The organism is Paenibacillus segetis, assembly GCF_014639155.1.
In the GTDB taxonomy this organism is placed as follows: domain Bacteria; phylum Bacillota; class Bacilli; order Paenibacillales; family Paenibacillaceae; genus Fontibacillus; species Fontibacillus segetis.
Map to the genome: position 1 here is coordinate 379,194 of NZ_BMFT01000001.1, position 16,874 is coordinate 396,067.

The following is a 16,874-nucleotide window of genomic DNA, read 5'->3' on the forward strand; positions in this document are numbered from 1 at the left end:
GGTAGTTAAGGCTTTCTTTTTATTTTCATTAAAGTTCATGGTCTGGGGGCGCTCCTTTGTTCTTTTTGTGTTGATGGAACAGCCATTATTGACTCCATCTTTGTATGGTTAGTAGTAAGAAGCAAAAGAGCACCCAATCGGGTGCCCTTAAATTTCGCTCTATAGATGATACGGTGAACCGTATCATAAGTGACGGCGAAATAAGTGTTTCGAGACCCTAAGGCAACAAATTTTCGGCTTCTTTCTTTAGAGAAGAATCGACACAAAGACGGCCATTTATAAACCAACCCAGTACCAAAACAAGTATTGTGAGAATAAATTCAATCCAAAAAACCGTTTGCAAACCGGCCACGATACTTTGTGTTTTATTTTGAAACGCTGCGGGATCGAGCGAATGGTGAAGATAACGATTGGCTCCGGACGACATGATGCCGACGAACAAAGCGATGCCAATTCCCCCGGCAATCTGTTGGAGCGTATTGTATATGGCTGTGCCATGGGGGACCAGGTGACGCGGAAGTTGATTCATTCCTGCCGTCTGAGCCGGCATGACGACAAACGATATGCCTAAGAATAAGAGGACATGATTGAACAGAACGGAGCCTCGGGTTGTATCGCTGTCGATACCGGCAAACAGCCAAAGCGATAGGGCGATCATGGCCAGTCCGGGCATTATGACGAATCTCGGCCCGAATTTATCGAATAATTTTCCCGTCACAGGCATCATCATTGCGTTTAAAATGCAGCCTGGCATCAGAAGTAAACCTGTCGCGAATGCTGTCAACTGCATCACATCCTGCATATAGATCGGCAGCAATGTCGTGGTGGCGAATAAAACCATCATCAGCACTACTATCAATACCGCTACCAAAGAAAAAGCGGGATACCGGAATACGGAAAGATCAATCAAAGGTTCTTTAATCTTGAGCTGCCGCCAAATAAGCAAGAGCAAGAAGAGGCCGCCTATGGTAATCAAACTGTAACTCCCAGGACCAGCCCAGACACCAGTCTGGCTGAAACCGTAGGTGACACAACCAAACCCGATGATTGACATAACAATGGATAAAAGATCGACCCTTGGGTTGGTGATTTCTGTAACATTCTTTAAGTAAATGAATGCATAAATAATCGAAAACAATGCGACAGGAATCATAATGTAGAAAAGCCATCGCCAGTGTAAGGTATCGATAACCAAACCCGACAAAGCTGGCCCGATGACAGGGGCGACCATGATGACAAGCCCCATGAGACCCATGGCAGCCCCCCTGCGTTCCGGAGGATAGAGGGCAAGAATCGTATTCATCATCAAAGGAATCAATAATCCTGTCCCGCAAGCCTGAACAACCCTGCCTATCAGCAAGACTTCGAATCCGGGGGATACTGTACACAAGCAGGTACCTGCTAAAAATAATGCCATCGCGGACATAAACATCCGGCGAGTCGTGAACCATTGCTGTAGCAATGCGGTCACCGGCACCAGTATGCCGATCATCAGCATATAACCGGTCGATAACCATTGTATGGTCGAAGCAGCAACGTTGAACTCACGCATTAATCCAGGAAATGTATTGGTAAGTAAATTTTCGTTAAGAAACGCAATAAATGCACCGATGAGCAGGGAGGCTAACATCGTCCCTCTCTTCATTCCGCTTGCCTCTTGAACCTGTTTGTTCATCTTCCACCTCCAGAGAATATTCATTGCGTTCCACGTGGTGTCTTGACATCGAATCTTCACCTGTCTGTCGTACAGGTTATCCTACACCATCACTTTCTAACAAGGAGTAAAAATTATCGCGGTCTTCATCATCGAATTTGCCAAGCGCCCGTACCCTGACAAATTCATGTCCGCCAAACATGTCGATTTCCTCGCCGCAACTATTGTAGAGCGCGATCATATTGCCATCCCGATTCAGCTCCATATACCCGTAACAAGTTGCCTCGGGCGCTTCACCGTAAAATAGTAAAAATCTGATTTTGTCCACGCTGTTCATACAGTTCTCCTTCCCTTATTCCTCATCGATCTGAAGAATATTTTACGTGAGATTGGATGAATTGGAAAAAACGGTGTCGTCCTGCATATTCATAAATTCATTCCAATTTAGAAAGCAAAAGGAGGGATCCCTCGCTATGTCGCTCGTTCTCAGATTTTCTCTTGACGAGATGCAATTTGGGGAGTATTATACCGTGCCGGTTAATTCAACAAGGTAAATCAATAAAAAGGCTGACTTTTCGAGTGTGTCGGCACCGAATCGTCAGCCTGTCGTGCAGATCATGAAAATAAAAATCCATAAGAACATCAACTAAGGAGCATGCCGTGGCAGCTCCTTTAGCATTTTTCACCGATAGACGCGATAAGCCGAACCGTTTCATAAGTAACGGCGAAAAAAGGGAGTGTGCAGACACTCCCTTTGAGCTAACATTGTCTGTTATCAAATGTCTACTTCACATATATGTTACGGGGAACCGTATCATAAGTAACGGCAAGATTTTATTGTACAACTCGAATCAAGTATGTAAAAATCGTCGGTGATATGATCAAAAGGAAAGGAGGGAGGACTTCTATGTACGAATGGAATGAAATGAAACATCTAGGCTTTTCAGAACTTTGACCCCCAAGGGATGGGATACAAATACATTGAAGTTGCTTGTAAACAGTGTTACGCTAACAAACGGCAAACTCTAAAACTACGCGCTACAATACTTTCAATAATAGTCACTATTTTAGTTATACAGAAAGGTAATACGATGATAAAAGTTGAAAACTTATCCTTCTCATTTCCACAAAAAGAACTATATCATAACATTTCATTTACGTTAGAAGAGGCACAGCATTGCGCTTTTATTGGAACAAGTGGCAGTGGTAAAAGTACACTGATCGATATACTGATGGATCCAGAAAGATATTTGTTCGAGGGCAAGTTAGAGATAGATCCAACCTGCACAATGGGGTATGTAAGTCAGTTCTCCCAACTAGACAGAACGAAAGAAACAACCGTTTTTGAATATATCGGAGAAGAATTTATTAAGATACAAAATGAAATACAATCTATTTGTACTGAAATGGAAACCTCATCGGATATTGAGCCGTTACTCGAAAAGTACCAATTAGCTCTAGACGCATTTAATGCAATCGGCGGCGATAATTTTGAAAGCAACATGAATAAGCAACTAAATCTAGCAAACCTCATGAAGCTAAAAGATGTTAGGGTATCCGAACTGAGTGGTGGAGAATTCAAGCTTATTCAAGTGATGAAGGAGATGCTTAATAGTCCTGACTTGATGATTATGGATGAGCCCGATGTATTTTTAGATTTTGAAAACCTAAATGCGCTTAAAAAACTTATTAATGCTCACAAAGGCATACTGCTAGTTGTTACCCACAACCGATATCTATTGAATCATTGTTTCAACAAAATAATACACCTTGAAAACATGGAAATCCAAGAGTTTGATGGGCGATATATTGAGTATAATTTCTCATTACTTCAGACAAAAATGGAGTTGCAAGAAATTGCAGTCGCTGAACAAGAAGAAATTGAGAGATACGATAACATTATTGATAATCTTAGAGCTATCGCAACTTATAATTCAGAAGCATCTAGAGGGAGAGCGTTAAAAGCTAGAGTTAGGTTTCAAGAGAGATTGGAAGCGCGTAGAATTAAAGCACCATTTGTTGATATTAAGCAACCGAATATCAGTTTTGATATTGAGAATGAAATGGAAGACACCACGGTTATAAATGTCAGTAATTATAGTGTTGCCTTTGATGAGCTGCTGTTAGACAATGTTAACTTTGAGATAAAATCTACGGATAAAGTAGCCATTATCGGCCCAAACGGTACCGGAAAAACGACTTTACTCCGAGATATCTTTAACAATAATCATGATTCAATTGAAATAAATGCTGATGTTAAAATGGCTTATTTATCTCAGATCCAAGGCGAAATGCTAAAGGATTCTAATACAATACTAGAAGAATTCATCGATGCTGGGTTTAGTACTTATGATGAGGTTAGATCGTATATATCACACTATGGCTTTGAAGGAGAAATCGTTAATCAAAAGATAGCATCTTTATCTGGTGGAGAAAAAAATATGCTTCAATTGGCTAAAGTTTCTGCCAGTAAAGCAAATGTATTACTTCTTGATGAACCGACAAGCCATTTAGACACCTATACACAAATCGCATTGGAAAATGCCATTGCAGATTATAAAGGTGCGATTCTCATGATATCTCATGATTTCTATTCTGTTGTAAATGGTATGGATTATGTATTAATCATTGACGATAAGACGATTAGAAAAATGAAAATGAAAAAATTTAAACAGATGATTTATGCTCGTCATTTTGATAAAGACTATTTAGAAGCGGAACAAAACAAAAAAGCAGTTGAAATGAAAATAGAATTGGCTTTAAAAGATACTAATTTTGAACTTGCAAAAGTATTAGTTGATGAGCTAGAAGAGCTGATTAAGTTGCTATAAACTACGAATTAGTCCGATTCAACGATGAAACATGACACTATGATGGCAATCCGTCAGTAGTTAGAAAGCATATTATAACCTCCCTGTTATAGGGAGGTTATTTTGTGTAAAGTTATACTGATGAAACAATATATTATATAACGTATTTATAAGTGGAGGATTCCGAGCTAATTCTTTTTTTATCCGACTTGAATATCTAAAGTTTTCCATGTAGGTAATGCTATATAATAGACTTAAGAAGAAAATGACTAGGGGAGAAATACTTCTTGGAAACTCACTCATCCAAATATCAAATGAAAAAGAGCTATATTATATTATTGCTAGTGTTCATATTAGTTGTATTAACCGGTTTGCGCATTTTATGGATGGAAACGGTTCATGATCCCAAACAGGTGTCCATTCATCATGGGCAATTCGATTTGCGCAATTGGAATGCAGAAGATGGCAGCATTCTCTTACTTGATGGGGAATGGGAGTTCTATCCCTCGCAATGGTTGATAGATGGTAGTCGGGAACAATTGTTAGGCGATAATGCGCCAAGGCATATTCAGGTACCGGGAGGATGGAATGAAGCTTTGCATGCTGACAAGCCATCGCCATACGGGTATGGTTCTTATCGTTTGCGTCTTTATGTAGACCCGGCAAAGAACCTTAATTATAGTATTCGTATACCTAGCGTACGCACTGCATCAGAATTATATGTAAACGGTCGATTGCTTACTAAATCCGGACAGGTGGCAACAACAAAGGATAAATATATTTCGAAGGACCTACCTTATTCTACAACCTTTACAGCAGACGAAAACGGTGTAATCGAACTCGTCATTCAGGCGGCAAATTATGTGGATAGTCGAAGCGGGGGCATTGTCCGCTCCATTAAATTTGGTTCAGAAGAAGCCATTGCCAAAGAGATGAAAGCTTCCGTTGCTATGCAGTTTTTGGCAGCGATTATATTTATTATGCATGCTGTCTATGCACTTATTTTGTATTTGCTAGGAAATAAGGAAAAGAAGCTGCTTTATTTCAGTTTGCTTGCATTATGTGTAACGATCACGAGTGTCTTTAGTACGGATGAGAAGCTGTTCCATCAATTATTTTACATAGGAATTAATTGGGATTTTAGGTTGGCTAATATTGCTTTCATTATTGCAGCCTATGCTTTGCTCCAGTGTACGAATCATCGCGAGCTTCCATATTGGCGTAGGATGTATCCTGTCTATAAAGTAATGACTCTAGGGACTGCCGGCATCACTTTGTTCTTAGATCCATCTCAAGTGATTATGCTCTTTCCGGTTTATTATCTATTAGTTGGTATTGCTGCAGTTATCACGTTGATTACAATGTTTAAAATAGTATTCAAAGATTTAAAGAGCAATCTTTTACTGCTTATCTCTTTTCTTGCGTTGATGAACCATTCTCTTTGGTCGTTAATCTTGCTGGAGAGCGGTTTGAGTCTTGTCTACTATCCGTTCGATATGATTATTGCGATGGGTTGTTTAGCCTCTGAATGGTTTAAGGGCTACTTTATCATGCATGCGAACACCAAAGAGCTTGCTGCAACCTTGCAAAGAATGAATGACCATAAGGATCAGTTTCTGGCAAACACATCACATGAATTTAAAAATCCGCTGCATAGCATGCTTAACATGTCACAATCCGTCTTAAAAAGAGAACAGCATTTATTGCAGGAACGGAGCATCAAGGAGCTTGAAACGGTATTATCCGTAGGACGTCGGTTGACATTGATATTGAACGATTTGATTGATGTGATGAGTTTACAGGAAGGCAATCCACGTCTACAGAAAAGAGCTATATTTATCCAGCCAATCGTGACCGGAGTAATGGATATGCTGCAATTTAATGCAGAAGTAAAGTCTGTCCAAATTGCTAATCAGATTTCGGAAGATTTCCCCCCAGTAATTGCGGATGAGAATAGGGTGATCCAAATCGTGTTCAATTTACTTCATAATGCGGTGAAATATACGAATGATGGGGTTATTTCGATTCAAGCTTTTGCAAAGGATGGACGAGCTTATATCGTTATTACCGATACCGGAATCGGAATGGACGAGGACTTGCTTAAGCGCTTATTCCGCCCATACGAGCAAGCCAGCGCGAGTGAGACCATGATTGAAGGTGGCTTTGGGTTAGGTTTAAGTATAAGCAAGCAACTGGTTGAGCTTCATGGAGGTGCGTTAGATGTGTCCTCTGCTTTAGGAGAAGGCTCAACATTTACATTTTCATTAAAGCTAGCAGACTTGAAAGCGGAAGAAAAAAATGATGTATCCAACTCATTCAAACCGTATACATTACAAGCTATGGCAATTCAAGAAATTGCCTCCTCGGTCGATTTGGACAAAGTGGGAATCCCGCAAGCAGCGAAACAACCAACTATACTAGAAATGGATCGCGATCGTCCGCACCTATTAATTGTTGATGATGATCCTGTCAATCTTCAAGTGCTTGAGTCCATACTACCGCCAGACGAATATGTGGTAACGATGGCAACGAGCGGTAAAGAAGCGTTGGCTGTACTGGATACAAAGGAATGTGATCTGGTCATCTCCGATATCATGATGCCGCAGATGTCCGGTTATGAGCTGACACGAATGATCCGCGAGCGGTTTACACTTACGGAGCTCCCTGTATTGCTCCTTACCGCAAGAAGCCAACCGATAGATATTCAGAGCGGTTTTATAGCCGGGGCTAACGATTATGTGACGAAGCCAGTGGAAGCAATAGAATTAAAATCGCGGATCGAGGCGTTAACTACGATTAAACGATCTGTTCGGGAACAACTGCGATTAGAAGCTGCATGGCTGCAAGCGCAAATCCAGCCTCATTTTTTATTTAATGCGTTGAATGCTGTAACAGCTCTAAGCGATATTAATTTGGATAAGATGCGTAATTTGCTCGATGAGTTCAGCAATTATCTGACGAATAAATTTAAATTTCAAAATATGGATGGGCTTGTTCCGATCGAAGAGGAGCTAAGTCTGGTGCGTTCTTATTTATATATTGAAAAGGTTCGGTTTGAAGAAAGGTTACAGGTTATTTGGGAGATAGATGGCTGCGAGGAAGTAAAAATCCCATTTATTACGATCCAGCCTCTCGTTGAAAATGCGATAAGACATGGCGTTATGAAGCGCATTCGTGGGGGAAAGATTGTTATTCGGATTTCTGTCTATGAGGAGCATACAGAGATAACTGTTGAAGACGATGGGGTTGGAATGGACGAAGTTCAATTGCAACGAATATTAGAAAGAAAAGCAAATAGTCATTCAGGTGTCGGATTGATAAATACGGATCAGCGATTAATACGGCACTTCGGAACAGGACTTCATATCAAAAGTACGTTAGGTATAGGGACAAAGGTAACTTTCCATGTACATAACAGGGTGACTCCGATTCGTGAATACGAATAGACCGCTCCCTTTGAGGATGAGGGACAAAAATGTTGATGAGTACGATAGCAATGTTCTCTTCCATAAATTCTTGCCGTATCCTACTTTAGTAGGACTACAATCTCCTATAGTTGGCTCTATAATATCTTGATAGAGTCGAAGACAATCCAATTATGGACTACTTTAATATGAATAGGAGATAGAGAAAATGCGTAAGTTTATATTTTTAATAACTACAATTTCACTTTTGTTTTGCTTGTTACCATTTAATAAGAATAAGGTTTTTGCAAATAGTATAGAAAATGATTTTGTATATGAGGACAATCAACCAAATTTTATACCGTACTACCCAGGTGGGGTTACTCTTACTGCAGATTTAGATTCCAGCAGAGTAAATGTAGTTATTCCAGATACGCTAGGTGGAAAGCCTATCACTACAATAGCTGTTTATGCCTTCCAATATAAAAACCTGACCTCTCTCAATATGTCAAATAATATTAAGGTAATAAGCTCTGGGGCATTTCAAAATAATCAACTGTCATCGGTTACTTTATCGAATCAACTTGAATTTATTGGAACTAATGCCTTCGCTAATAATAAATTGCAAAGTATAACGATACCAAGCAGTGTAAAAGAAATATGGGATAATTCTTTTGTTGGGAACGATCTAGAAACAATAACACTTCTAGGTTCTGATACCGAAATAAAACAAAACTCTATACCTGCTGGCACTAAAATAATGGGGGTTATTCCATCAAAGGCTCAAGATTATGCTAATTCAAATGGATTTGTATTTGATGGAATAGGAAACAAAATCACTTATAACGGAAATGGACAAACAAGTGGACAAGTTTCAGAGGATTATACAGGAAAGAATACCCCAACATTTACTGTAAAGAATGAAGGTTCACTAAAAAAAATAGGTTATAAATTTATCGGATGGAATACTGAGCAGGATGGTAGTGGCACAGATTATAGTGTAAATGCAGTAAAAACAATATCAGGGGATTTAACGCTCTATGCCAAGTGGATCGTCGACCAGTATGAAGTGGCGTATAACACTAATGGAGGGGGTACAATCCCATCACAGATGGTCGACTACAACACAAAGGCATCAGAACCGTCTGTTCCAACCAAGCTGGGTTATACATTTGAAGGCTGGTATAAAGAGGCTGCACTGACGAATCGGTGGGATTTTACGAATGATGTAGTAAATAAGCCAACAACATTGTATGCCAAGTGGCAGGTAGTGAAGTATGAAGTGACGTTTAACACCAATGGAGGAAGTACAATCTCCTCCCAGATGGTCAACGACAACACAAAGGCATCAGAACCGTCTGTTCCGACCAAACTGGGATATACATTTGAAGGCTGGTATAAAGAGGCTGCACTGACGAATCGGTGGGATTTTACGAATGATGTAGTAAATAAGCCAACAACATTGTATGCCAAGTGGCAGGTAGTGAAGTATGAAGTGACGTTTAACACCAATGGAGGAAGTACAATCTCCTCCCAGATGGTCAACGACAACACAAAGGCATCAGAACCGTCTGTTCCGACTAAACTGGGATATACATTTGAAGGTTGGTATAAAGAGGCCGCACTGACTTACCGTTGGGATTTCACGAATGATGTCGTAAATCAGCCGACAACATTGTATGCCAAGTGGCAGGTAGTGAAATATGAAGTGACGTTTAACACCGATGGAGGAAGTACAATCTCATCCCAGATGGTCGATTACAACACAAAGGCATCAGAACCGTCTGTTCCAACCAAGCTGGGTTATACATTTGAAGGCTGGTATAAAGAGGCTGCACTGACGAATCGGTGGGATTTTACGAATGATGTAGTAAATAAGCCAACAACATTGTATGCCAAGTGGCAGGTAGTGAAATATGAAGTGGAGAATAACACCAATGGAGGAAGTACAATCTCATCACCTCAAAATTCACGGGTGTATTTTGAGTCGAATGGTGGGAACCCTTTAGGTAATCTATCCATAGCATATGATACAAAGTTGGCAGAGTTACCGATTCCTGTGAAGAATGGCTTTACTTTTGGAGGGTGGTATAAAGAGGCTGCGCTAATCAATCTGTGGAATTTAGCAACGGACCGTATGACAAGAGATACGACACTTTATGCGAAATGGATTGCAAACACAACCACAGAACCAGAAGAGCCGAAAAAAGAACAGCCAATTGTGACCTTTACTGATATTCACGATCATTGGGCAAAAGAAATGATAGGGGAGCTAGCCGCTCAAGGGATTATTACAGGGTATTCAGACGGTTCATTTCATCCGAATGAATTCATTCAACGCCAGCATGTGGCGCTGTTATTCTATCGTGCTTTTGCGTTGGAGCCAACAAGGCAGGTCGCTACTTTTTTGGATGTAGATCCAAACCATTCGTACTATGAAGCCATTATGGCGTTACAACAAGCAGGAATTGTCGATGGTTCAAGTGGGAAATTTAATCCAACTGCTTTTTTGACTCGTGCAGAGATGGCCAAAATTGTAGCGCTTGCTCTTAAGCTAGAGCCAGGTGGAGCAAGTACTTTCCAGGATGTGCCTACAGCACATTGGAGTCATGGTTATATCGCTGCATTAGCGGAAAATGGGATTGTACTAGGTGGCAATGGGAAATTTAGGCCGGATGAAACAGTGACACGAGCAGAGATTGTCGCAATGTTGTACAGAGCGTTGAATCTGAAATAGAAGAAAATCTTAGGATAAGGCACCCGACGACAGGGTGCCTTTCGATTTCATTTGGTACGCATTTAGTTCCGGTATTTCTATTGTGACGTATTTTTTTCACCTCTGTTTGAAAGGTGTGAGAGATATTCGCGACGACAGACAAAAAGGATCGCCCTAAAACTTGCCGTTGCTTGCGAACCTATTTGTGCGGCAGAATTTTTGGTATAAACTATATCTATGAAGTTTTGTTTTCGGATTCTCTGTAGGAGGATGATATGAAAAAAATATTACCCCTCATGGATTGGGGCATATTCTCTCTTCGTTTGTACCATTATATTTTGCTGTCGTCTCGGCTTATTATCGTCAGCGAACCTATGAACCGGTCGTTATTATATTTTATCTGGCTGATCATAGCGCTTGTCGTTCCTATGATGTTCTGGTTTCCAGGGCGGCGGACGAACAAAGTCTGGTTTTGCGTACTGGAGCTAGTGCTAGGCGGTTCTTATTATGTGAATTCTGTCATCCACCCGGACCTGACTTCCAAAGCGGACTACTTGTTGCCGAGTCTTACAATGGGGTACTTATTGACGAGGGAAACGCTCTGGATCATTCCCACAGTGACTTTTATTCCTTTTTTCTTTCAGTCTTCCTTAGGCGTAACTTGGGAGCGAACCCTTAGTGTCGGAACGGACAATCTGCTGTTCTGCTTCATAGGCATGTGGGCAAGCTTCGTAGCCAATGCATATTATCAAAAGAATGAACTGGTGGCCGAAGTGGAGCAGCAAAATAAGCTGTTAACTCACTACACTGCCGAGATCGAGAAGATGACTTTGCTGGAAGAGCGCAACCGCATGTCCCGGGAGCTTCATGATACACTGGGGCACTCCTTTATCTCGTTCATTATGAGCCTTGATGCTTCTATTGCCCTCTTGGATCGCAAACCTGCCGAGGTCAAAGATCGGTTAATTCGCTTACGGGCATTGGCTGAGAAAGATCTGGACGAAATGAGGAACATCGTTCACGAGATGGGAGAAGAAGAGGAGTCGAGTCTTATCAGGCAGGTTGAATCCCTTGTGGTCCGTTTCCGGGAGCACACGGGGACGGCCTTGACTCTGAATCTCTTGGGGGAAGAGCGGCCCATCCGGTTTGAAGCGCGGCAGGCGATCCTTCGGGTCATCCAAGAGTCCTTTACGAACGCATTAAAACATGGAAAAGCGTCTCAATTGCACCTGGAACTTCGATATTCCGAGAGCAAGCTGCAATTGTGCGTTCGAAATAACGGCAAACCGATCGACAAGCTGAATTATGGCTTCGGTTTAACTTCCATGAAACATCGGGTCGAGCGGCTGGGAGGCAGCCTATCCGTGTTATCTGAGGAGGGAACTCCAGCGATAACCGAGGTTAGATGCGAGATCCCGCTGAAAGGAGTGATGCTGCATGGAGAAAATTAAAGTGCTGCTTGTTGATGATCAGGAATTGATTTTGGAGAGCTTGCATATCGTGCTGTCCATGGAAGAAGATTTGGAAATCGTAGGGCTTGCCAAGAATGGGGAAGAAGCAATCAAGGGCTGCGAACGATGGATACCGGATATCGTGCTGATGGATATCAACATGCCCGTCATGGATGGCGTTGCCGCAACGACCCTGATTAAAGAGCGAATGCCCGTAATCAAAATCATCATGCTAACTTCCTATAAGGAAGTAGAGTACGTGTTAGCCGCGTTAAGCCATGGAGCGGAAGGTTATCTGCTCAAAGCCATTCATCCCCGGGATCTGGCCGCAGGCATACGAGTCGTTCACACGGGCGGGACGTTAATCTCACAGGAGATGGCGAGTAAGATGATCAAAAGCATGAACAATGCCCCCGCCGCGAAGAACAATGAATACGGGCTCACTGCGCGTGAAATCGAGGTGCTGCATAAGCTGGCTTCTGGCATGCGGAATCAAGACATTGCCGAGGTGCTGTATCTGAGCGAAGGGACGGTCAAAAATTATATCTCCAACATTTATTCGAAGCTGAATGTGAAAGGAAGGCGGGAGGCCGCTCGTAAAGCCCGCGATTCCGGAATCATAGACCATTAATAGGAGAATTATGACCAAACCGCACTGTTTCTTTATGACTTTCTCAGCTTATACTCAAAGCACCAAGTAATGGAGGAGCTGATGCAAGGCATGAAGAATAGCGGGGCAATAAGGGATTGGCATTCATTTTGGCGTTTTCCAATCGTCTGGTTGATTGTAGGGGCTCTAGGCATCGTTCTCGCGGATGCGGTATTCCGGCCGCTAGCAGAGCGAGCAGAAGGAATGGTTTCCCTTATATGGACGCTAATTGATGGGCTCGTTGTCGTCTTGATCTATAAGCTGACGATAAGATACCTAGCCCGGCGGTCCGTTCCAGAGTTGGCCAAACATCGCGCAGGCATTGAAACGGTCATGGGAATGCTTATCGGTACAATCTTTATCGTGGTGTCTACCTTTATTATCGTGGCGATGGGGGGGTACTCCCTCCAATGGGTAACCAATGTAGATACGAATGCTGCCCTGATCTCTTCCATTGGAGCCGCTTTGGGCGGAGCTATTGTCGAGGAGCTTATCTTTCGCGGACTTCTATTTCAAGCTCTGCATAGGTGGGGGGGAGACTGGCTTGCGCTTGCCGTGACCTCTCTATTCTTCGGGGTTGCCCATCTCGGAAACCCAGGGGCAACGTTATGGAGCGGGTTCGCCATCGCTGTGGAAGCGGGCGTTCTGCTCGGAGCCGCTTATATGTGGAGACGGAACTTATGGTTCACCATAGGACTGCATTTCGCTTGGAATGCACTGGAAAGCTTGCTTGGCATTTTGGTTTCGGGGCATGCTGCTGCCGGTCTGTTTACGGTGAAGATGAAAGGTGCCGCGCTTCTAACAGGGGGCAATTTTGGACTCGAAGGCTCAATTGTTCCGGTTTTGATCAGTCTTCTGATTTCCGTTCCTATGCTCATTGGGGTTGCACGGAATCGCGATGGGCACCTTTCGATTTCGCGGTTAGAGTGATAAGGTGAACCGTTCCTAATGCTCCGGGATAAAGAGAACAAGATCAAAGATATGTTTAAACCAATGGGCTGATGGATTTCCAGATGAATTAATTCACGAATATTTTCGGATATTGGAGCAACAGTTGCAGATAACTTTGATGTAACGATGCCGTAGTTTGGAGAGAGTCTCTTGCAGGAACTTAAGTAAATGTAATTTGAATAGAAAACAGGAACAGGATACCTAACTTGATTTGGAGAAAAGGTATCCTGTTTTTCTGTGGCTCACAACACCACTGGATTTATCAGTCTTTCCTTCGTTACATGATCTTTGGGTTAGAACCATCTACTTTTGAAGTTAAATCAATGACTCTGCTGTTATTTGGATAGTGGATGTATGTGTTTGGCTGGCTTCAAGATATTGGATGCCTTGTCCAACGTTCATACCATTTTCAGGAGCCATCCAAGGCTCGATGCACACGAAGGATTTTCCTTGCAATGCCCAAAGCACCATATACTGATATACATCTTCTGAGGTGATTGTCACTTTCAGTTGTCTTGCATGATCAATCATCTCACAATGGTTAGATTGTAGCTGCTCATAAATGACAGTTGATTCGGGTTGATTAAAGTTGAATTTATCTTGCACCACACTGTTTGGTACCATTTCTTTGTAATTAGATGAGGGAATATTTATTTCGATACTCTCTTTATCTTCCACATAGAAATAAGGGTGGTATCCTAAATAGAATGGCATCACTTTATTGTCATTATTATTAATAGTAGCTTGTATGCTTAATCCACTCTTGGTAAGCGAATATTTCATGATCAGCTTAAAATGGAAAGGGTATCTTTCATATGTTTCTTCATTATCTACCATCTCAAGCGTGATTGAAGCACAGTGCTCATCAGCAAAAGTATGGATTACTTTTGCTTCTAGATTACGCGCAAAGCCGTGCTGTTTTAATTGATAAGCGATGTCGTTGTAATAGTAAGTCTCATTAACCAAGTAGCTACTAATAGGAAATAAAATAGGATTGCCACCGCGTATATTTTTCGAAGTATCCTCTAATGTCTCTTGTTCGAGATAAAAAATCGGTTCATTATTATGTATATACTTACTAATAATACCGCCCCGTTCGGGAACCACTTCGATATTAATTTTATGATCCTCATTGGTTAGAACATAGGTCTCAAATCGGTCTTGCTTAGTGTAACAAGTAAACATAATCTTCCTCCTCAGCGGTAGTTATAATAAGAGTGATGCCGTCCTAATAGTGTAACAGATCGTCGACTTCGATGATCTGTTTTTTTTTGTTTATTTCGTTATTAACACGCATGGGTGCCTTTTGTTGTGGATACAAGTCTCTTGAAAAAAATCTATTAGAAAAATTTTAGTAGTAATTCCGAGTATTCTGATGTACAATTACTGAAATGAAAATGATGGAATGTTAAATACATAGAATTTTTAGAAAGGGTTTGGCATCATGATCTCTTTATCTAATATCAAAGTTAGTTTTGAAACAGGCTCACAATCGGTGGTTGCCGTTCAGGATGTCAGCCTACACGTTGATAGAGGTGACGTATACGGCATTGTAGGTTACAGTGGGGCCGGGAAAAGTACATTAGTTCGTGTGATTAACCTGTTGCAACGGCCTACATCGGGACGCGTTGAGGTGAACGGACAAGATTTGCTAACCTTGCATCCCAAGGAGCTACGCGCTGCAAGGAAGAAGATCGGGATGATCTTTCAGCATTTTAATCTGATGCATTCCAGAACGATCTATGACAATGTGGATTATCCCTTAAAGAGCTCCAAGCTTTCTAAAAGTGAGAGATCGAAGAAAGTGAAGGATTTACTTGAACTGGTAGGTTTGTCGGATAAAATGAATGCCTATCCTTCTCAATTGTCGGGAGGGCAGAAGCAGAGGGTGGCCATTGCCAGGGCGCTGGCGAATGATCCGGAAATATTATTATGCGATGAAGCGACGAGCGCTCTAGATCCGAAGACGACGTTATCGATCCTGGAATTGTTGAAAAAATTGAATCAAACCCTCGGCCTGACGATCGTTATTATTACGCACGAAATGCAGGTAGTGAAAGAAATATGTAACAAGGTTGCCGTAATGGAGGACGGGAGGATTGTCGAGCAAGGTGATATCGTCTCCATCTTTAGCCGCCCACAGGTTGAGTTAACTCGTGATTTTATCAATACGGCTACCCATATTGATCAGACATTGGAGAAGCTCAGGGTGCATCCATCATTGCTTCATATGAAGAATAACGATATTTTCTGCAAGATTTCTTATATTGGTGATCGTACAAGCGAGCCCGTCATTTCGACGCTTACCGCGCGTTTCAGGGTCACAACCAACATTTTATTTGCGAATGTGGAGATTTTACAGCAAACCCCTATCGGTAATCTGATTGTTGTCATGTCGGGCACCGCCAGTGATCTGGATGAAGCTCTAAGATATTTACAGTCGGCACAGGTTGCCGTTGAAATTATCGATTCCCGTCATTTGCAGAATAGTAAAGTAGGTGATCTTGCATGAGTGATTTTTTCATAAAATATTTTCCGAATATTTGGGAGTTAAGAGAGGATATCCTTCTAAGCACTTATGAAACGCTGTATATGGTAGTGGTTACCTCGTTGTTTTCGGTCTTATTCGGCATATTGCTGGGCGTTACCCTGGTTGTCGTCGATAAGGGAGGTATTCTAGAGAATCGGCCGATCTATAGTGTGGTGGAAAAAATCATTAACCTGTTCAGATCCATTCCGTTTATTATACTCATCGCTGTTGTCGTTCCCCTTACTCGTCTTATTGTAGGGACATCGATCGGTATGAATGCGGCGATTGTGCCCTTGGTCATCGGAATCGTACCTTTCTATGCCAGACAAATACAAAATGCGTTGGTAGAGGTGGATCCCGGGATTATTGAAGCTGCTCAATCCATGGGTTCGGGACCGATCGAGATTATTTTCCGTGTGTATCTGAAGGAGGGCTTAACAGGGATTATTCGAGCTTCTTCGGTTACGGTCATCAACCTGATTGGACTAACGACGATGGCGGGCGCCATTGGCTCGGGAGGCTTGGGCAATCTGGCTATTAGTAAAGGGTATAACCGATTCCAGACGGATATCACGATTGTAGCAACGATTTTGATATTAATTCTGGTGTTTGTGTGTCAATTCATCGGTGATTATTTTACCAAGAAAACGTCGCATTAACATCGGGTTTACAACGGTTTATGCAGTATGCTGCCTCTAGGTGGGTACTG

Annotated in this window: 11 protein-coding genes; 8 read left to right on the forward strand and 3 right to left on the reverse strand. The window is 42.0% G+C overall.

The genetic code is table 11. The annotated features are described in order from the left end of the window. Positions 1 to 217: 217 nt before the first annotated feature. Both IEW05_RS01585 and IEW05_RS01590 read right to left on the reverse strand, forming a co-directional pair. Positions 218 to 1,675, reverse strand: coding sequence for an MDR family MFS transporter (locus tag IEW05_RS01585; RefSeq protein ID WP_188535159.1), 1,458 nt, complete (start codon positions 1,673 to 1,675; stop codon positions 218 to 220). Positions 1,676 to 1,751: 76 nt separating this feature from the next. Then, complete coding sequence (locus IEW05_RS01590) at positions 1,752 to 1,991, reverse strand: hypothetical protein (RefSeq protein WP_188535161.1); 240 nt, start codon at positions 1,989 to 1,991, stop codon at positions 1,752 to 1,754. A gap of 754 nt (positions 1,992 to 2,745) precedes the next feature. On the opposite strand from IEW05_RS01590, the gene IEW05_RS01595 reads away from it, so the two are divergent. From IEW05_RS01595 to IEW05_RS01620, 6 genes are all read left to right on the forward strand, one after another. Then, positions 2,746 to 4,485 (forward strand): ABC-F family ATP-binding cassette domain-containing protein, encoded by a 1,740-nt coding sequence (locus tag IEW05_RS01595; RefSeq protein ID WP_188535163.1) that lies wholly within the window; start codon positions 2,746 to 2,748, stop codon positions 4,483 to 4,485. 293 nt (positions 4,486 to 4,778) lie between these two features. Then, complete coding sequence (locus IEW05_RS01600; protein WP_188540666.1) at positions 4,779 to 7,910, forward strand: hybrid sensor histidine kinase/response regulator; 3,132 nt, start codon at positions 4,779 to 4,781, stop codon at positions 7,908 to 7,910. 187 nt (positions 7,911 to 8,097) lie between these two features. Next, positions 8,098 to 10,605 carry an InlB B-repeat-containing protein gene (locus tag IEW05_RS01605; protein ID WP_188535165.1) on the forward strand — a complete coding sequence of 836 codons (2,508 nt, stop codon included), beginning with the start codon at positions 8,098 to 8,100 and terminating at the stop codon, positions 10,603 to 10,605. Positions 10,606 to 10,859: 254 nt separating this feature from the next. Next, positions 10,860 to 12,035 carry a sensor histidine kinase gene (locus tag IEW05_RS01610; protein WP_188535167.1) on the forward strand — a complete coding sequence of 392 codons (1,176 nt, stop codon included), beginning with the start codon at positions 10,860 to 10,862 and terminating at the stop codon, positions 12,033 to 12,035. After that, on the forward strand, positions 12,022 to 12,666 hold the full coding sequence (locus tag IEW05_RS01615) for a response regulator (RefSeq protein WP_188535169.1): 645 nt from the start codon (positions 12,022 to 12,024) through the stop codon (positions 12,664 to 12,666). The genes IEW05_RS01610 and IEW05_RS01615 overlap by 14 nt, the downstream gene beginning before the upstream one ends. 90 nt (positions 12,667 to 12,756) lie before the next feature. Then, on the forward strand, positions 12,757 to 13,614 hold the full coding sequence (locus IEW05_RS01620) for a CPBP family intramembrane glutamic endopeptidase (RefSeq protein WP_188540668.1): 858 nt from the start codon (positions 12,757 to 12,759) through the stop codon (positions 13,612 to 13,614). A 336-nt stretch (positions 13,615 to 13,950) separates the two neighbouring features. Here the strand turns inward: IEW05_RS01620 and IEW05_RS01625 are convergent, their stop codons facing one another. Next, positions 13,951 to 14,820, reverse strand: coding sequence for an aldose epimerase family protein (locus IEW05_RS01625; RefSeq protein WP_188535172.1), 870 nt, complete (start codon positions 14,818 to 14,820; stop codon positions 13,951 to 13,953). Positions 14,821 to 15,079: 259 nt separating this feature from the next. On the opposite strand from IEW05_RS01625, the gene IEW05_RS01630 reads away from it, so the two are divergent. Both IEW05_RS01630 and IEW05_RS01635 read left to right on the forward strand, forming a co-directional pair. Beyond that, positions 15,080 to 16,147: a methionine ABC transporter ATP-binding protein gene (locus IEW05_RS01630; protein WP_188535174.1), complete on the forward strand. Its 1,068-nt coding sequence runs from the start codon at positions 15,080 to 15,082 to the stop codon at positions 16,145 to 16,147. Further along, entirely contained in the window at positions 16,144 to 16,824 is a 681-nt protein-coding gene (locus IEW05_RS01635) for a methionine ABC transporter permease (protein ID WP_188535176.1), read from the forward strand. Before IEW05_RS01630 ends, IEW05_RS01635 begins: the two co-directional genes overlap by 4 nt. Positions 16,825 to 16,874 lie beyond the last annotated feature (50 nt).